Below are 15,715 nucleotides of genomic sequence, written 5' to 3'. Positions count from 1 at the left end.
TGAGTTCAACATCATGCAGGACAAGCTTTCCAACGCACAGATCGCATGGCGCGCGGCGCAGGACATCGAAGACGGGTCTTACGTCAACCTCGGCATCGGCTTCCCCGAGATGATTGCCAAGTTCCAGCCCGAAGGTCGCGATGTGACCTATCACACCGAAAACGGGGTTTTGGGTTTCGGTCAGGCCCCGAAAGAGGGCGAAGATGACTGGGATCTGATCAACGCTGGCAAGAAGCCGATCACGCTCAAGCCCGGTGCCGCGTTTTTCCACCATGCCGACAGTTTCGCGATGGTCCGCGGCGGGCATCTCGATCTCGCCGTGCTGGGAGCCTATCAGGTGGCTCAGAATGGCGATCTGGCGAACTGGCGCGTCGGCACTAAAGGCGTGCCTGCCGTGGGCGGCGCGATGGACCTCGTACATGGCGCCAAACGCGTGGCCGTGGTCACCGATCACGTCACCAAGGATCGCGGCCCGAAACTGGTTGAGCGCTGCACCTTCCCGCTGACCGGCTTAGGATGTGTCACCCAAGTCTATACCTCCCTTGCGGTGATCGACATCAGGAACGGCAGGTTCATCCTGCGGGAGAAAGTGCCGGGGCTGAGCATGGATGCTCTACAGGCTATTACCGGGGCCACGTTGTACATTGAAGGCGATGTTGCCGATCTTATCGTACCGGAGGAATTGGCATGATCGACGTCTATATCTGTGATTACATCCGTACACCCATTGGCCGATATGGCGGAGCTTTGTCCTCAGTCCGGGCGGATGATCTGGGCGCGGTGCCCCTCAGGGCGCTGATCGAACGCAACCCCTCTCTGGACCCTGCGGCAATTGACGAAGTTATCTTCGGCTGCGCCAATCAGGCGGGCGAGGACAACCGCAACGTCGCGCGCATGTCGCTGCTGCTGGCGGGCTACCCCGAGACCGTCCCCGGCACCACGATGAACCGGCTTTGCGGCTCGGGCATGGATGCGGTGATCACCGCCGCACGGGCGATCAAGGTCGGAGAGGCCGAGGTAATCGTCGCCGGTGGGGTCGAGAGCATGTCGCGCGCGCCCTTTGTGATGCCCAAGGCCGAGACCGCCTTTGGACGCAACAACGAGGTCTTTGACACCACCATCGGCTGGCGTTTTGTCAACAAGATGATGAAGGCACAATACGGCGTCGATTCAATGCCTGAAACCGCCGAGAACGTGGCCGAGGATTTTAACATCAACCGTGCAGATCAGGACACCTTCGCTCTGCGATCCCAGCAAAAAGCAGGTGCCGCCATGGCCAGCGGGCGTCTGGCGCAAGAGATCGTGCCTGTCTCTATCCCGCAGCGCCGGGGTGATCCCATCCTCGTGTCAGAAGACGAACACCCCCGCCCCTCGACCACCTTGGAGGCGCTGCAAAAGCTTAAATCCTTCGTCAAAGCGGATGGCACGGTGACGGCGGGCAATGCCTCCGGTGTGAATGATGGTGCGGCGGCATTGATCCTCGCCACCAAAGAAGCCGCAGAAAAACATGGGCTGACCCCCATCGCCAAAGTGCTCGGCGGCGCGACGGTCGGGGTCGCACCGCGCATCATGGGTTTTGGTCCTGCACCTGCGTCCGAGAAGCTGATGGCGCGGCTCGGGCTGAAACAAGCGGATTTCAGAGTCATCGAACTGAACGAGGCTTTCGCCTCGCAAGGTCTCGCTACCCTGCGCGATTTGGGGATCGCTGACGACGATCCGCGGGTGAACCCCAACGGCGGCGCAATTAGTCTTGGCCATCCCTTGGGCATGTCGGGAGCAAGGATTACCGGCACGGCTATGCTGGAGTTAAAACCTGGCGAGAAGTCCCTTTCCACTATGTGCATCGGTGTTGGGCAAGGGATCGCCATTGCGTTGGAAGCCGTCTGAGCCGCGAACGGTTGTGCCTCAGCGGAACTAATTACCGCAAGTGATAGCTCGCCTCGGAGCTCTATGAAGAACCGATGCGCGCCGGAGCTATGCTGAAAGCCGGCGGTTTGACATGAGGGCACGGGATCGCGCGGGCACGGACGAGAACGCCACTTTTCTGGCACGGGCTAAGCGCCTTGTGTTTCTGAGCGGCAGCGTAGCCGGCAACCTCCGGGTCTGAAAGAGTTGGCCGCGTTGGCAGAAGCCTCGGGCGCGCCGGCCATCTGCGAACAGGACCCCCCGCATCTCGGCTTCACGATGTCTCACCCACAGTTTGTCGACACACCGGCTCTGAACCACGACGTTCTTGCGGAGGCCTATCTCCCACAAGCTTTGGCGGGTCCCGCAAGAACGACTCACTCACGAATTGCCAGACGGTGCCTAAAACGACTAGAGCATTTGGCAGGCAGGGAGCACGGTCGGCTGGCGCCCGGAGGCCATGATCGAACACGACGACCCGTCGAACTTCCACGCGGCCCAGAGTTTGCAATGAACTCTGAAAACTAAACCGTATGAAGCTGGATTTCTCCGCGAAGTTTCTCTGATCGGAAGAGAAACGGCATGAAAGCATCGAGGTTTGCGGAGGCGCAGAAAGCCTTCTTCCTGAAGCGAGGCGAGCAGGGCACGCCGGCCCCGGAGATCTGCCGTTAGGCGGAGATCAGCCGGGCGAGGAACTTCAACTGGAAGAAAGAATACGGGGTCTCTTGTCGGAAGAAGTACGCCTGCTACGAAATTCAAAGGATGAGAATATCTGCCTGAAGAAGCCCCCTGCCCTGCTGCACCTCGTGATACCAAAAGGGCTGAACGCCCGGATGCAGACGCCAGCGCGCAAACTGTTCGCCGCAGGCGAGCCAGTCCTAGGCATCTTGGCTGCTACATGTCTCCACGGGCGTTGCGTCACAAGGTTGGTCCGTCGCTCTCCTATCACTCGGAGCTTTTCTTGGGCAGGGCGATGACGACGCTGATCCACTGCCAAGGGCTGCTGCCCGGCTCGCAAAGATTACCGGCACTCGGCGCAGGATCACCGGATGCGCAAGGGTCTATTTCGAACCGTTCGGCGGTTTGGCCGAGATCGAGGGCCCGAATCGTATCCTAAGGCAGCTGCATGGCACTGCCGTCTGCTGGTCCGCCTCAAATCGCAGCGATCTCATCGTCGGCTGAGGCCTCGGGAATACTCTCTCGGTCGGAACAGCTTTCTCTGAGCTAAAGCGTTTCTAACGAAACCTGAATCGTAGGGGATTCCCAAAATGGTCTGATTGTGATTCATCCTGTTTGGGAGGATGAACTATGTCAGCACCTTTGCCATCAGCGCTTCGGGCGCGGTTTCAGAGATATATTGAGGAAGGATTAAGCGGGCGAGCGGCGGCAGCGCGCTTGAAGTTGTCGCCAGCAACAGGCGCACGGTGGCGGCAACAGATTCAAAAGACAGGCCGGGCTGATCCGGCCGTACAGGGGCGTCCAAAAGGGTCTGGAAAATTAGCCCCCTACGTTGGCTTTTTCGAAGAGTTGATCGCTCAAGACCCTGATATCACATTGTTTGAGTTGCGTGATGCACTTGCTGATGCAACCGGACTTCAGGTCCACCACTCTGCTATCGGACACCTGCTAAAGCGGCTCGGGTTCACGCATAAAAAAAGTCACTGGTCGCTACCGAACGTCACCGCGCAAAGGTAAGGCGACGACGTGAGGATTGGTTCGCACACCGCTTGCCAGCCATCGCGCGGATGCCGGAACGCGTGGTCTTTCTTGATGAAACAGCGGTCAAAACGAACCTCACACGGCTACGCGGTTGGGCCCCTCGTGGCGAGCGCCTAACAATGGACGCGCCCTTCGGCAGTTGGGGGACCCAAACCCTGATTGCGGGGCTGACAAATGAGGCTCTGATCGCACCTTGGGTGATCAGAGGTGCGATGGATGGCCCTGCCTTTGCAGCCTATGTGCGCAAGGTACTGATCCCTGAGATCGCGCCCGGCACGGTAGTGGTTCTCGACAACCTCGCGACGCATCGCAACAAAGAAGCCGCGGCGGCACTCAAGGCCCATGGATGCTGGTTTCTCTATCTGCCGCCATATTCGCCAGACCTGAACCCGATTGAGTTGGCCTTCTCCAAATTGAAGGCTCACCTCAGACGCATCAGTGCGCGATCATTCACCTCGGTGTTCGAAGCCCTTGGCGATATCTGCGCGATGTACTCCCCGCAGGAGTGTTCAAACTACTTTCAGGCTGCCGGCTATGCCTCAGGTTAAAGTAGAAATGCTCTAAACCTCGCCTCTTGTCCTACAGCTACAAGTCTCAGCCTCTTCGTTCCGCTGTGGGGGATCAAGCGCATCTGGATCGCGCGAGACATTGACAAAGCCCGATGCAAGATTTTAGTATCCACGCTCTGGAGCAAACCCACCGACTTCCAGTCGGTTGCGCTTCAGCGTGAAAGAATCGTCTTATGAACATACCCTCTGAAAAATGAGCCGCAGCCGGGTCGGAGGCTCATTTTTCAGAGGGTATGTTCATGCAATACGACACCGGCAGCCACTGTGTTTTCTATCATCGGTATCACTTGGTCTGGTCCACCAAGTACCGCTTCAAGGTTCTCAAAGGTCGGGTGCGCCTGCGTGTGCGCGACATCTGCCGCCAGGTGTGCCACGAGAACGAAGTCGACATCTTGCGCGGCGTATTGTCGAGCGACCACGTTCACATGTTCGTATCAGTGCCACCGAAGCTCGCCATCTCCGATCTGGTGCGCAAGATGAAGGGTCGTTCGTCCCACAAGGTGCAACGGGAATTCCCGGAGTTGCGCAGGCGCTATTGGGGCCGCAGGTTCTGGGGCCGAGGGTATTTCTCAACGACCAACGGTGCCATCACCGAAGACATCGTACTTCAGTACTTGGAGCAGCACATCGCCGATCCTACCGGCGCCAGCCGGTAGTGGTTCAGTTTTATATCATAACCCGCAGTAATTTATATGAATTCTCTGCGATGAGCTCATTCCAGTTTCTGGCGATTTCGACGACGATCCGCTGGCCGTGGAAAAGGTTACGCTGCGCCGATCCCTGATGGATGCCATGAAAAAGCAAGGTTTGGAGATCGAAGACGGGTGACACCACCTTCCTCCGAATGCCCTAAGTGCGCAAAGGTTCCGCTAGTTCGATCTGATCCCGTTTGGATAAGGGTAGCGATGGGTCAGTGTGTCAGGGCAGAGCTCGCCTCGCCTGGGCAGCAATGCACCCCGGACCGAAAAATTCCCCTGCCGCTTAGAGCATTTCTCGCGGAACTAATGTCCCGGCCCACGGTGCATTCTCCGCTGCGCTCAGATCCTGATGGATGCGGCCCGGTCGCCGCCGGTCCTGATATCGCCCCATCCAAATGGGGTCAGGTCAACCAGAGGAACTAGACAATGCTCCATCAGTTAGACATCCCCGACGAGACCGGCATGTCCTGCGCCATCCTCGACTGCCTGGAGCTTTACGGCGCAATGCCCGGGCCAGGCGAGACCGATCATTGGACCTGTCGCGTTTTTGTGCCGCCCCACGTGCTCGTTTAGGCCATTTTCCTTTCGAAAGCGACCGGGCTTTTCCAACCCAGTGCTGAGTGCCGCCTTCGCGGATTGTAGAAGCCGTTGATGTATTGGAAGATGGCCAGCTCTGCTTCTCTTCGCGTATGCCATGGTCTCCGCCAGATCAGCTCTGCCTTGATCGTCTTGAAGAAGGTCTCGACGGCAGAGTTGTCATAACAATTGCCCTTGCCGCTCATCGATACTATGAACCCATGGTGGCGCAGAAGCTTCTGGTAGTCGTGCGAACAATATTGCGACCCACGGTCGGTGTGATGGATGCAGCCCTTGGGCGGCTGCCGCAGCGCAACAGCCATTTTCAATGCCCGGATTGCCAGGTCGCGCTTCATCCGGTTGCTCACCGCCCAACCGATCACCCGGCGTGAATGCAGATCGAGGATAACCGCGAGATACAACCACCCTTCACGGGTCCACACATAGCTGATGTCACCTGCCCACTTCTGATTGGATCCCTCCGCCTGGAAGTCACGGTTCAGCAGGTTGGGCGCAATGTTGAAGGCGTGATTACTATCCGTTGTCACCTTGTATCTCTTCGATCTCTCGACCCGTATGCCATTTTCACGCATCAATCTGCCAACCCGACGATGGCCGACATTCAAGCCCAGCTCTTTCAATTCTTCCGTCATCCTCGGTCGTCCATAGCTGCCCAAGCTTAGACGGGATTGCTCCTTGATGTGGGCCAGCACGACCATGTCAGTCCTCTGTCTTTGGCTGGCAGGGCGGTTGCGATAGGCGCGCAGGCCGCGTGAGCTGACACCCAGCATGTCACACATCCGCTTGGCGCAGAAGGCGTGACGGTGTTCTTCGATGAACCGGAACCTCATGGCTTTTGCCCCGCGAAGAACTGCGTTGCCTTCCTAAGAAACAGCCATGTCGGCCTCCAGTGGTAACTCTTGCAAATCATACCCGAATGACTTGGCTCGACGTTTGAGATTGCTAAGCACTCGATTGCGGTATCGTTCTTCATAATGGGATGCGCCGGGATCTTTGTAGGTCATGCCGTGTCGGAGGGTATTGTAGAATAGAACGGCAATTTTGCGCGCGGTGGCCGTGACTGCTTTGGCCTTGCCCGCGCGTGCTGCCAGTCGGCGGTAGAAAGCCCCAAGAGCGGTATCGCTGCGCCCGATCGTGACCGCAGCCAAACGCAAGAGGGCTGCAGCGCGGCTGGATGATCGCCGCGTTCGAGATGACAACACCTTACCGCCAGATATCTTGTTCCCCGGTGCTAGGCAGAGCCACGAGGTGAAGTGTTTGGCGCTTGGCCATGCGCGCAGGTCAGTGCCACATTCGCCAACCAATTTGAGTGACAGAGACGGCCCCATCCCGTGGATTGGGTCAGATCAACGCCAAGGACGGCGAACAGTGCGGCCCGTACATCAAACGAAGGCGTGCTGACTTGCTTGGTCTTTGTGCGCGGGCGTGGCAGTTGACTGGGATCATGTTCGGTATCTGCGCCCAATACCGCAAGCGTCGTCTCAAGATGGCGATCACATTCCAGCATCTTGGCCTGATAGAAGTCATAGAGTTCGAGCGACTGGGTCAGCCCGAAGATGTGTTCGGGGCGATCATTGCCATTGAGCGCGGCTTTGATTGTCTCTGTTGAAGCCTTGCAACGCACGTCGCGATACGCGGCTAACACGTCCAAATCCCGTTCGCCCGCAACAATCGCACGGATGATCTTCATCCCCGTCACGCTGGTGATATCAGAGACGACATGATGCAGCTGCAAGTTCATCTCCATCAGAGCCTTTTGCATGTGTTGGATGTGAGCAGCTGCATATTCCACCAACCGTTCGCGCTGGCGCAGATAAGCCCGCAACGTCGCAATCTCAGCCGTTGGTCGAAAGCTGCCACGCAGGAGCCCATATGAATGCAACTGCCGCAGCCAACTTGCGTCGCTGACGTCCGTCTTCCGACCTGGGACGTTCTTGGCGTAGCGGGCGTTGACCAGTATAACCTCGAAGCCGTGCTGTTCGAGTATCTCGTAGGCTGGGATCCAATACACGCCCGTGGATTCCATCGCGACGCTGGTCACACCGTGCGATTTGAACCAATAGGCCAAATCATGCAGATCATGCGTGAAAGTTCCAAACGCACGCACGGGTGCATCTGTCACGTCAGGGTTCACTGCAGCCATGTGTTCTCGTGAACCGATATCAACAGCGGCAGCGCCAATGTTGACGGTCTCAATGGTAGGGGGCCGTTCGGTCTTTTGCTTTGCCATCATCTATCCTCCTGTCGGCAACAGAAGGGCGTGGGCTATGCAAATCCGTCATCTTCCTAACCGGGATCGCCGCAAAACGGCGTCACCACTCTCAAGTTCGCACCAACCCATGGACCACGTTTTTTAACGGGGTTCCGCCCTTAGGCGGATCACCAATAAGCGAACGGCCGCTGCCCTTCATAGCGCAACATAGCACAGGCTGTTGCTACCGCGCGCAGGCGGGCTCCAACCCGGAACGGTTTTTTAGAATCTCCCTCTCCTCCTTGAGAATGCGGTTCTCTCGCCGAAGCCGTTCATTCTCCCGGGCAAGATCCAAGTCCTTGTCAGGCACCGCATTGGTGTCACGATGCGCCGTCACCCACTTGTTCAGCGTCGATAAGCCAATACCCAAATCTGAGGCAACTTGCCTGCGTGTCAGCCCGCTTGTCAGCGCGATCCGCGCCGCATCAGCGCGGAATTCGCCCGTGCGTTTCGTTCCCATAGTTCGTCTCCTTTACTGCAATAAATGCTATCAAAGGAGCGGCATCAAACCGTGACACGTCCAAACATCCTAAGCTGTGCACAGACCAGGTCACCTCACTGGCTGCGCATGTCAGCCGCTTCACCGTGATTTTGAAGAAACTGAATAAGCGCACTAAACGGATCATAGGTAAGATTTTGACGGCCTCTAAATATTCCCCCTCGTGAATCGTCGGAAAATCACCATTAGAGCATCCGTTGCAGATCGCGAATTTGCAAACCGCTTCAGTTACCTGTTGGAAAGCTTAGACATATTCGAAAGGGTTTCTACAGAATCAGGTATTCCGTCGATAAACCCCTCAGTCACTGATGCGGCGTTCGGCCTCGTGACAAGGCTGACACCCGCGAACAAGAGAGCGGACACAGGTAGGCCTAACACGCCAGCGTTTAGGCCAAACAAATTGTTGCCTGTCAGATACATGCAGAGAACAAAGACCGCGCCACCTACGATAGATGTCAAGGCTCCTTTTGCTGTGCCACCTGTCCAAAAAAAGGCACCAACGATCGCCGGCACAACGACGACCAAGCCGGCCGACGCAGCTACTGAGAGTACCGCGATCATTGAAAATTCTGCTGCCGCGAACATCATCGCTAAGATTGAGATCAATGGTATCACAAACTTGGCAATAACTAACTGGTCGTGGTCCTTTTGCGACCCGCCCATATTCCCGTACACGTCACGAGCGAAAATCGAGGAAAGCGTTAGTAGGATGGAGTCGATTGTCGAGACAGCGGCCGCTAGAATGCCGACCATTACAGTTACACCAAGAACTGGCGGAATATAGTCTGACGTCAAGAGGGTCGCGGTCGCAAGGTCAGGCTGATTGAGCATCGGAAAGGTGACAAATGCCGCAAATCCCCAAATGACTGACACGATCGTGTATATCAGACCGAAGCACAAAAAGATTAGTACCATCCGACGCATCGCCACCAGGTTCGCTGACATGAATAGACGTTGGCTGACCTGCGGGTTTGAAATTGAAAAAAAGAACCAGGGGATTGTGAGCCCGAGAAACGTCTTAAAACTGAAAAGGCCGGGTCCGGGAACCTGTAACATATCCGGCGCTCTTTCGGTGACCGCGCGGAACATGGCGGTGAAGCCCCCCAAACCATGGACAACGATAATCGCCACCAGAATCGAGGCGATCACCATTACAAGTGCTTGGAGGCTGTCAGTCCACATCACAGTTCTAATGCCGGCAATATAAGAGAAAGTGACCGCCAGAGTGGTCGCAATGATGATTCCCATCATGAATGTTATACTGCCACCAGTCATGCCCGAAAGAAGATAGCCGACCCCTGACAACTGTACGGCGGAATAAGGGATTAAGAATACAAGGCTTGTAGCTCCGGCTGCAATTGCGACACTGCGTTCGCCATAGCGGTGGCCAAGTAGCTCTGAAGGCGTGACATAGCCGTATTTTTTTCCTACTCGCCAAAACCGCGGCCCGAATATTGCGACTAGAGAGACACCAGAGAAATAGACAATCTCGAAGCCCAGTGCGCCAACGCCACCCCGATAGGTCAAACCGGCTAGCCCAATCATCATAAAGGCGGAGTAGGTTGTCGCCGAATAACTCAGCGCGGATATAATTCCACCCATCGATCGGCCCCCGAGAAAGTAGCCCGACATTGAGGTCGATGTTCCTTTCCGTGAGAGCCAAACAACAAGCAGAGAGACGGCGATGTAGAAAAAAATGCCAGTCAATAAATAAGACGTGGTCATTCGTCTTCCTCACTGAAGCTGGCCATAGCTGCAGCGTTGAGGAGGATGATGGCTAAACCAGCAAGACACCAAAACAGGAAAGCCCCCTTCCAATCCGCCATCTGTCCCAAAAAAATGTATGGCACGGCATAGCAAGCGATAATTGTCACTCCGATCAGGAGTAGCGCAAGCTTACGTAACATATCCCTTTCCTCTTAATAACTGATGAGCAACCATCTGCTTGCAAATCTACCTTGAGATTCTGTGGTCGAGAACTGCTTGATGTAATGCACCGAGTGCTTGCCAATGCCGCAGATGGAAAAGCGGACCAAATAGATGTGAAGTTCGCATTCCCGAACCTTGCGTCAAACCAGCGCTAGCACTGAAACACCCAAAAAGGCCAGCGCGGATGCAAGCGCGAAGGCCATTCCGGGTCGCTGTTCCGTCCTAAAGACGACCCCAGCCAGCCACGCGGCGAAGAACATTTCGACAGAGGCAACAATCGCAACCGTGGCCACACCCGCGTATACCAGCGCAAGAAAAAGTAGAATTTGCCCGATAGAAATCCCCGATGCCGCCGCCAGTTGCCAGCCGGTTGGCCGCCGCTTTACTGCCGCCAACTGCGCTGCAAAGCCCTGCGACACCGGCGCGGCCAAGCAGAAAAAAGCGATCCCCGCGCCAGCACCGATGGCAGTGCCCAGCAGTGGGTCGGGCAGGCCCGCGATCCCAAACTTGCGCGCTACGTAAGCTCCGCCATAGCTGGCGGCGGATACCACAGCCAACAAGCGCCCGGTCATCCGCGCGCGCCCGTCACGCGCGCCTTTGGCCTTCGCAGCCATCGGCGGCGCTGATATCCATACGATCGCGATGCCCGCGAAGATAAGAGCGAAGGCTGTAAGGATCTGCGGGCTTAGCCGCTCCCCGAGCATAATTATTGCCAAAACCGTGGCAAATACCGGTATAAGCCTGCGTAGCAGCGATGTCTCGATAACACCAGCGAGCTCGATCGAGCGAAAAAACGACACTCGACCTAGCACTGTTGCCAGCAGTCCTGCCGTGCAAAACGCTGCGACTCCCTGCCATAGCTGCGGCGACCAAGCTGGCAGCGGCGGGCCGACGAACAACCATGCGATCGCCGACAAGAGCGCGGTCAATAACACCGAAAGCAGAACAGCCGTGCCGCGACCGCCATTGGCCCGCGCGTCTTTGGTGGCCGCAACCGATGCGAATGCATAGCAAAAGGCCGACAGCACCGCGAGAGCCACACCCAGAGTGACAGTTGCGGTCATGCGGCGCCCATATCTTCGATTCCGTCACAGAGCGCATGCGCGGCCGTGATTGCCCGGCCGGTGGCCAACGTCATTTGCGGCAGTAGGGCCCATTCTAGCATCCACGCCGCGCCCGAGCGTTCCTGTTCGTGAATAAGCGCGTGATGCATTCCCGATAGAGACCCTGCATTCAGCCGCGCCAGCGTCACGAGCAGTTCAGCCAGCACTGGGTTAGATTTGTGTGGCATCGCTGACGATCCGCCACCGCTCGCGATACGGATATCGTCGAGCCCCTGCTGGGACATCAGTACAATGTCCTGCCCAATCTTGCCAAGCGCCCCTGAAAGGCCTGCGAGACAAGCCGCATAGTGAACGATTCCGCCGCGTTCACTGTGCCAAGCGTGATCTGGCGCCGACAGGCTGAGCCGCGCCGCCATGGTGTTGGCAATAGCCTGCCCTTGGTCGCCAAAGCTGTGTCGCGTGCCAACCGCGCCGCCCAACTGCAGTCGCTCAACTCCCGCTCGAGCGGCGTCAAGCCGGTCCGCATGGGCTGCCAGCGGCACGCGCCAGCTGCGCAACCGGTCCGCTATCTGAATCCACAGCGCCGCCTGCATCCGCGTCCGGCCCATCAGCAGTCGGTCCCCAAAGCGAGCGTCAAGATCCCAAAGGGTGGCGTCCAAGTTACGCAGCCGCCGCGTCAGGAGATCTGAGACGGCCCGGAGAGTCAATGCCAAGGCGGTGTCCATTACATCCTGAGACGTCGCGCCAGCGTGAATCGCGTCCTTGTGTGCGGGGTCGGCTGCGCGCCAGCGGCGCACCAGTGCGGGTATTGGTATGCCGTCGCGGGCCACGTCCCTAGCAAGCGACGCCGGGTCGATGATGCTGGCTTCCAGCGTCGCAGCGGCGGCGGCGCCATGGCCTTGAGGCACTCTTCCCACGTCCTCGAGCGCGTGGGACAGCGCCACTTCAAAGGCGGTGTAATGTGCGATCTGCTTCGTTGGAGACCAGAGGGCTTGCATTTCTGGATCTCCGAAAAGGCCGCAAAGCCAAGGGTGGTTGAAGACATCGCTCATCCCAGCCGCCCGTGCATGCCCGATACCAGTTCCGCCATGCAGTCTGGCACTTCGAGGCAAGGCAAATGCCCCACGCCTTCCAGTGTCACTAGGTCGGCGCCGGGAATTCGATGGGCCAGATCTGCGACGATACCGGGGGGAGTGGCTTTGTCCTCCGACCCGGCGATACACAAGACCGGACAACTCAGGCGCGGCAACGCGGCCAATAGATCCGCGTCACGGATCGCCTCACAGGCTGCGCGATACCCTGCTTGCGGAGTGCGGGCCAACATCATGCGCCACCCCTCGGTATCAATCGGGTGAGCGTCGCGGAACCCCAGCGATAGCCAGCGCTCGATAACGCCAGCCGACATCGCGGTCAGGCCTTGGGTGTCGAGGTCATCTATCCGCCTTTGCCACATATCTGGGCTGCCGATCCTGTAGGACGTATTGCTCAAAATGAGCCCGCGTACCAAGTCCGGGCGGGTGTCTGCCAGCTGTAGTGCGATAAGCCCACCAATGGATAAACCTACTACCAGCGCGTTAGATAGTGCTAAGTGATCCATGGTTTTGATCAGGTCCTGAGCGAATTCTGCAATGCTGTCACTCTGCCCTGATGATAGGCCGTGCCCACATTTGTCGTAGCGTAGGACTGTGGCGTCCGCGGGCAGTTCCGGTAGCACATTATCCCAGATCCGCAGATCGGTTCCTAGCGAATTCAGAAAAACGATGGGCTGTGTGACATTGCCCGGCCGCAGATCTATGTGCAGCACCTTCGAACCCAGCTTCAGAAAGCGGCGCATGGTTGCCTCCCGGGCTGCACGTACGCCCTCAAGAGACGATGGGCGGCAGGCCCAGCATTGCGCCCGCTTCGGTCGGGGTAGCTACGAGGCGACCGTTGGCCGCGCAGATTTCTGCAGTGTACGTTGCCAGCGCCCCGTTCGACGGCCCCAAACCGGTCGTTGTCCAGCAGCACGTAATTCTCAAGCCCCTTGCGCGCGTGGCCGCCCGCGGCGATGGCCCATTCGTAAAGCGTCACCAGGTGCTGCCCGATGCCCGCCGCACACCATTGCGCAGCCTCTCCGGAAAGCTGCTTGACCATCGGCAAGTAGAAATCGAACGCGACGCCGCCGATGGGCATGGCGTTCCGCACGCTTAAAGCGAACTGCACATAAGGTAACGCAGCGATCTTGCCCTCGGCTTGCAACTTTGACGGTCGAAAAATCCGCGAAAAATCGAAGGCCTCGATCTCCGGCTTCACGTCGTATCGGACCATCTCAGCGATCCACCAGATCTGTCGGGTTCTCGCAAACGTCGGTCGGGAAGTTGTCGAGTCCTACTGACTGGGAGATCATTTCCGGGCACAGCTGCAGCATTCTCTCCCGTGCCCGCCCCGCGCCGGACCGTCCGCCGGTCGAAGACTGAATGAGCATGCCTGACGGGTGTTTCTCCAATTCTCCCTTTAGCCGCGCGAATTTCTCGTGGTCCGTTGACAGCGTCTCGTGATCGTTGCGCACAGGGGGGTGGATTATGCTGGCACCGACTTCGAATGCGTCATTTGTGCTTTCCACCTGTTCGGCCAGAGTGATCGGCACGGCGGGATTGTTGGCCTTTTGTGGCAGCGAGCCGGTAATGGCAACGCTGATGATGCAAGGTTTAGACATGGATTCTTAAATATCGAAGAATACGGTTTCGTTGTCGCCCTGTAGGCGGACGTCGAAACTATAGACGGGGATCGGTCCGCTGTCGTCGCGGTTTGCGATCAGCGTGTCGCAACGATGGGGCGGATCGACACGGCCCAAAACCGGATCTGCGTCGTTGGCGGCGCCCTCGTCGTCGAAATAAAGTCGGGTATTGAGGCCTATATTGATGCCGCGCGCCACAATCCAAAGGCTGATATGGGGGGCCTGCACCGTGCCGTTTCGGCCCGGCACAGTGCCCGGTTTCACTGTGTCGAAGCACCATGCCCCGCTTTCGAAATTGGCGATAACGCGACCCCATCCGCGAAAGCCGGCCTCGACCTCGCCTGCGCTTTCGGGGTGGGCGTAGCTACCTGTGGCATTGGCCTGCCAGACCTCAATCAGCCCGTCCTTCAGCGCGACGCCGTTGCCATCAATGAGCCGCCCCTCGACGCGGATACGTTCGCCGGCTGCGTTGGGCCCGGCAATGTCTTTGCCAAGCTCGTGGCCGTAGATATCGATGCCGGCGTCGCTCGGCATGAGACCGATATGAACGTAAGGGCCAGCAGTCTGAGACGCTGTTTCAGGAAGATAATCTTGCGGATCGCGCATTGCTTAGTTCCCCTCCAGTCGGTTTTCGAAAAGGGTCGACCGACGTCCGCGCAACACGATGTCGAAGCGGTAGGCGATGGCGTCGAACGGGATCGTCTGGTTCACGTCCAGCCGCGCCACCAGCCGGTCGATGGCAGCGGGGTCAGGAATGGTCTGAACGATGGGGCAGAGCGGGATCAGCGGATCCCCCTCGAAATAGCACTGGGTGATCAGCCGCTGCGCAAAGGCGCTGCCGAATATTGATAGATGTATATGCGCGGGGCGCCAGCTATTCACCTGGTTGGGCCAAGGATAGGCACCGGGCTTGACCGTGCGAAAGAAATAGTGGCCGTCGTCGTCGGTCAGGGTGCGCCCGCAACCGCCGAAATTAGGATCCATCGACGCAAGGTAATTATCTTTCTTGTGACGATACCGTCCCCCCGCATTGGCCTGCCAGACCTCAACCAACGTGTTGCGCACGGGCTTGGCGTCTTGGTCCAGAATGCGGCCGTGCAGGATGATCCGCTCGCCAATGGCACTTTCGCCGGCGGCGGCGTAGTTTGTCAGTAGGTCGTTGTCGCGCGGCTCGATGTCGGAATGGCCGAAGCGCGGCCCCGTGATCTCGGACAAGGTGTTTTCCAGCGAGATCAGCGCCTGCCGCGGACTGCGCGCCACGGATGTCTTGTAGCCCGGTACGTAGGCGGGCGGGTGCAAGCGGCGGTCGCGCATGTAGTATTCTGCCGGGTCCTTCATGTCGTCTCGCCCTCCATTTCAGCAAGAGTGGCCTTGGCCAGCTTGATCGCGTGATTGGCCTTAGGCACGCCGGCATAGACTGCTACGTGCAGGAAGGCCTGCATGATGTCTCCCGGGCTGGCGCCGGTGTTCCGCGTTGCTCGGACATGCATGGGGATTTCCTCGAAATTGCCGGTGGCCGCCAGCAGCGCGAGCGTGAGCATGGACCGTTCACGGAGCGAAATCGTCGGGTCGGACCAAAGCGTGCCCCAAGCACCTTCGGTTATCATGGTCTGGAATGTCGCGTCGAACGCGGTTTTGCAGGCCTCGGCACGGTCGACATGGGCCTCGCCCAGAACCTTGCGCCGCGTTGCCATGCCGTCATTGTATCGCTGGCTCACGCTTCCGCCCCCAAAAAACTCATCTAATGTCGGTGATTTTAGTATAAGGA

The 15,715-nt window shown here is 58.0% G+C and carries 14 protein-coding genes and 4 pseudogenes; 6 read left to right on the top strand and 12 right to left on the bottom strand.

Annotation, left to right across the window (positions count from 1 at the left end; genetic code table 11):
• Positions 1 to 13: 13 nt before the first annotated feature.
• From AC13DE_RS02720 to AC13DE_RS02695, 6 genes are all read left to right on the top strand, one after another.
• Entirely contained in the window at positions 14 to 691 is a 678-nt protein-coding gene (locus AC13DE_RS02720) for a 3-oxoacid CoA-transferase subunit B (protein WP_483046984.1), read from the top strand.
• Positions 688 to 1,887 (top strand): 3-oxoadipyl-CoA thiolase, encoded by a 1,200-nt coding sequence (gene pcaF / locus AC13DE_RS02715; protein WP_483046965.1) that lies wholly within the window; start codon positions 688 to 690, stop codon positions 1,885 to 1,887. Before AC13DE_RS02720 ends, pcaF begins: the two co-directional genes overlap by 4 nt.
• 1,326 nt (positions 1,888 to 3,213) lie before the next feature.
• Entirely contained in the window at positions 3,214 to 3,600 is a 387-nt protein-coding gene (locus tag AC13DE_RS02710; RefSeq protein ID WP_394403957.1) for a helix-turn-helix domain-containing protein, read from the top strand.
• Positions 3,601 to 3,650: 50 nt separating this feature from the next.
• Positions 3,651 to 4,172, top strand: coding sequence for an IS630 family transposase (locus AC13DE_RS02705; RefSeq protein WP_483046983.1), 522 nt, complete (start codon positions 3,651 to 3,653; stop codon positions 4,170 to 4,172).
• A gap of 260 nt (positions 4,173 to 4,432) precedes the next feature.
• Positions 4,433 to 4,849: an IS200/IS605 family transposase gene (gene tnpA, locus AC13DE_RS02700; protein ID WP_088636158.1), complete on the top strand. Its 417-nt coding sequence runs from the start codon at positions 4,433 to 4,435 to the stop codon at positions 4,847 to 4,849.
• A gap of 468 nt (positions 4,850 to 5,317) precedes the next feature.
• Complete coding sequence (locus tag AC13DE_RS02695) at positions 5,318 to 5,464, top strand: hypothetical protein (protein ID WP_483046964.1); 147 nt, start codon at positions 5,318 to 5,320, stop codon at positions 5,462 to 5,464.
• On the opposite strand, the pseudogene AC13DE_RS02690 reads toward AC13DE_RS02695, so the two are convergent.
• The 12 genes and pseudogenes from AC13DE_RS02690 to pcaC form a co-directional block, all read right to left on the bottom strand.
• A pseudogene (locus AC13DE_RS02690) lies at positions 5,461 to 6,339 on the bottom strand (IS3 family transposase); the annotation flags it as partial. The gene AC13DE_RS02695 and the pseudogene AC13DE_RS02690 overlap by 4 nt on opposite strands.
• 12 nt (positions 6,340 to 6,351) lie before the next feature.
• Positions 6,352 to 7,718: pseudogene (locus AC13DE_RS02685) on the bottom strand (IS110 family RNA-guided transposase).
• 241 nt (positions 7,719 to 7,959) lie between these two features.
• A pseudogene (locus tag AC13DE_RS02680) lies at positions 7,960 to 8,199 on the bottom strand (transposase); the annotation flags it as partial.
• 267 nt (positions 8,200 to 8,466) lie between these two features.
• A complete protein-coding gene (locus AC13DE_RS02675; RefSeq protein ID WP_483046963.1) occupies positions 8,467 to 9,963 on the bottom strand; it encodes a sodium:solute symporter family protein in 1,497 nt (498 codons plus the stop codon).
• Complete coding sequence (locus AC13DE_RS02670) at positions 9,960 to 10,145, bottom strand: hypothetical protein (protein ID WP_483046962.1); 186 nt, start codon at positions 10,143 to 10,145, stop codon at positions 9,960 to 9,962. Before AC13DE_RS02670 ends, AC13DE_RS02675 begins: the two co-directional genes overlap by 4 nt.
• 162 nt (positions 10,146 to 10,307) lie before the next feature.
• Entirely contained in the window at positions 10,308 to 11,231 is a 924-nt protein-coding gene (locus AC13DE_RS02665; RefSeq protein WP_483046961.1) for an EamA family transporter, read from the bottom strand.
• Positions 11,228 to 12,283: a 3-carboxy-cis,cis-muconate cycloisomerase gene (locus AC13DE_RS02660; RefSeq protein ID WP_483046960.1), complete on the bottom strand. Its 1,056-nt coding sequence runs from the start codon at positions 12,281 to 12,283 to the stop codon at positions 11,228 to 11,230. Before AC13DE_RS02660 ends, AC13DE_RS02665 begins: the two co-directional genes overlap by 4 nt.
• Positions 12,280 to 13,065, bottom strand: coding sequence for a 3-oxoadipate enol-lactonase (gene pcaD, locus AC13DE_RS02655; RefSeq protein WP_483046959.1), 786 nt, complete (start codon positions 13,063 to 13,065; stop codon positions 12,280 to 12,282). The genes AC13DE_RS02660 and pcaD overlap by 4 nt, the downstream gene beginning before the upstream one ends.
• A gap of 28 nt (positions 13,066 to 13,093) precedes the next feature.
• Positions 13,094 to 13,926: pseudogene (locus tag AC13DE_RS02650) on the bottom strand (beta-keto acid cleavage family enzyme).
• A gap of 6 nt (positions 13,927 to 13,932) precedes the next feature.
• Positions 13,933 to 14,553: a protocatechuate 3,4-dioxygenase subunit alpha gene (gene pcaG, locus AC13DE_RS02645; RefSeq protein WP_483046958.1), complete on the bottom strand. Its 621-nt coding sequence runs from the start codon at positions 14,551 to 14,553 to the stop codon at positions 13,933 to 13,935.
• Between the two features lie 3 nt (positions 14,554 to 14,556).
• Positions 14,557 to 15,285 carry a protocatechuate 3,4-dioxygenase subunit beta gene (gene pcaH / locus AC13DE_RS02640; RefSeq protein ID WP_322330067.1) on the bottom strand — a complete coding sequence of 243 codons (729 nt, stop codon included), beginning with the start codon at positions 15,283 to 15,285 and terminating at the stop codon, positions 14,557 to 14,559.
• On the bottom strand, positions 15,282 to 15,665 hold the full coding sequence (gene pcaC, locus AC13DE_RS02635) for a 4-carboxymuconolactone decarboxylase (protein ID WP_483046957.1): 384 nt from the start codon (positions 15,663 to 15,665) through the stop codon (positions 15,282 to 15,284). Before pcaC ends, pcaH begins: the two co-directional genes overlap by 4 nt.
• Between the last annotated feature and the right edge of the window lie 50 nt (positions 15,666 to 15,715).

Source organism: Sulfitobacter sp. L-8, from assembly GCF_056859255.1.
Note: the sequence above shows the minus strand (reverse complement) of the source record. Positions and strands in the feature narration are given on the sequence as shown.

Excerpts from the sequence above, each read along its gene's own strand:
- pcaG (WP_483046958.1), bottom strand. The coding sequence starts at position 14,553 with ATGCGCGATCCGCAAGATTATCTTCCTGAAACAGCGTCTCAGACTGCT.
- AC13DE_RS02710 (WP_394403957.1), top strand. The coding sequence starts at position 3,214 with ATGTCAGCACCTTTGCCATCAGCGCTTCGGGCGCGGTTTCAGAGATAT.
- AC13DE_RS02695 (WP_483046964.1), top strand. The coding sequence starts at position 5,318 with ATGCTCCATCAGTTAGACATCCCCGACGAGACCGGCATGTCCTGCGCC.
- pcaF (WP_483046965.1), top strand. The coding sequence starts at position 688 with ATGATCGACGTCTATATCTGTGATTACATCCGTACACCCATTGGCCGA.
- AC13DE_RS02675 (WP_483046963.1), bottom strand. The coding sequence starts at position 9,963 with ATGACCACGTCTTATTTATTGACTGGCATTTTTTTCTACATCGCCGTC.
- AC13DE_RS02720 (WP_483046984.1), top strand. The coding sequence starts at position 14 with ATGCAGGACAAGCTTTCCAACGCACAGATCGCATGGCGCGCGGCGCAG.
- AC13DE_RS02705 (WP_483046983.1), top strand. The coding sequence starts at position 3,651 with ATGCCGGAACGCGTGGTCTTTCTTGATGAAACAGCGGTCAAAACGAAC.
- AC13DE_RS02665 (WP_483046961.1), bottom strand. The coding sequence starts at position 11,231 with ATGACCGCAACTGTCACTCTGGGTGTGGCTCTCGCGGTGCTGTCGGCC.
- pcaD (WP_483046959.1), bottom strand. The coding sequence starts at position 13,065 with ATGCGCCGCTTTCTGAAGCTGGGTTCGAAGGTGCTGCACATAGATCTG.
- AC13DE_RS02660 (WP_483046960.1), bottom strand. The coding sequence starts at position 12,283 with ATGAGCGATGTCTTCAACCACCCTTGGCTTTGCGGCCTTTTCGGAGAT.
- AC13DE_RS02670 (WP_483046962.1), bottom strand. The coding sequence starts at position 10,145 with ATGTTACGTAAGCTTGCGCTACTCCTGATCGGAGTGACAATTATCGCT.
- tnpA (WP_088636158.1), top strand. The coding sequence starts at position 4,433 with ATGCAATACGACACCGGCAGCCACTGTGTTTTCTATCATCGGTATCAC.
- pcaH (WP_322330067.1), bottom strand. The coding sequence starts at position 15,285 with ATGAAGGACCCGGCAGAATACTACATGCGCGACCGCCGCTTGCACCCG.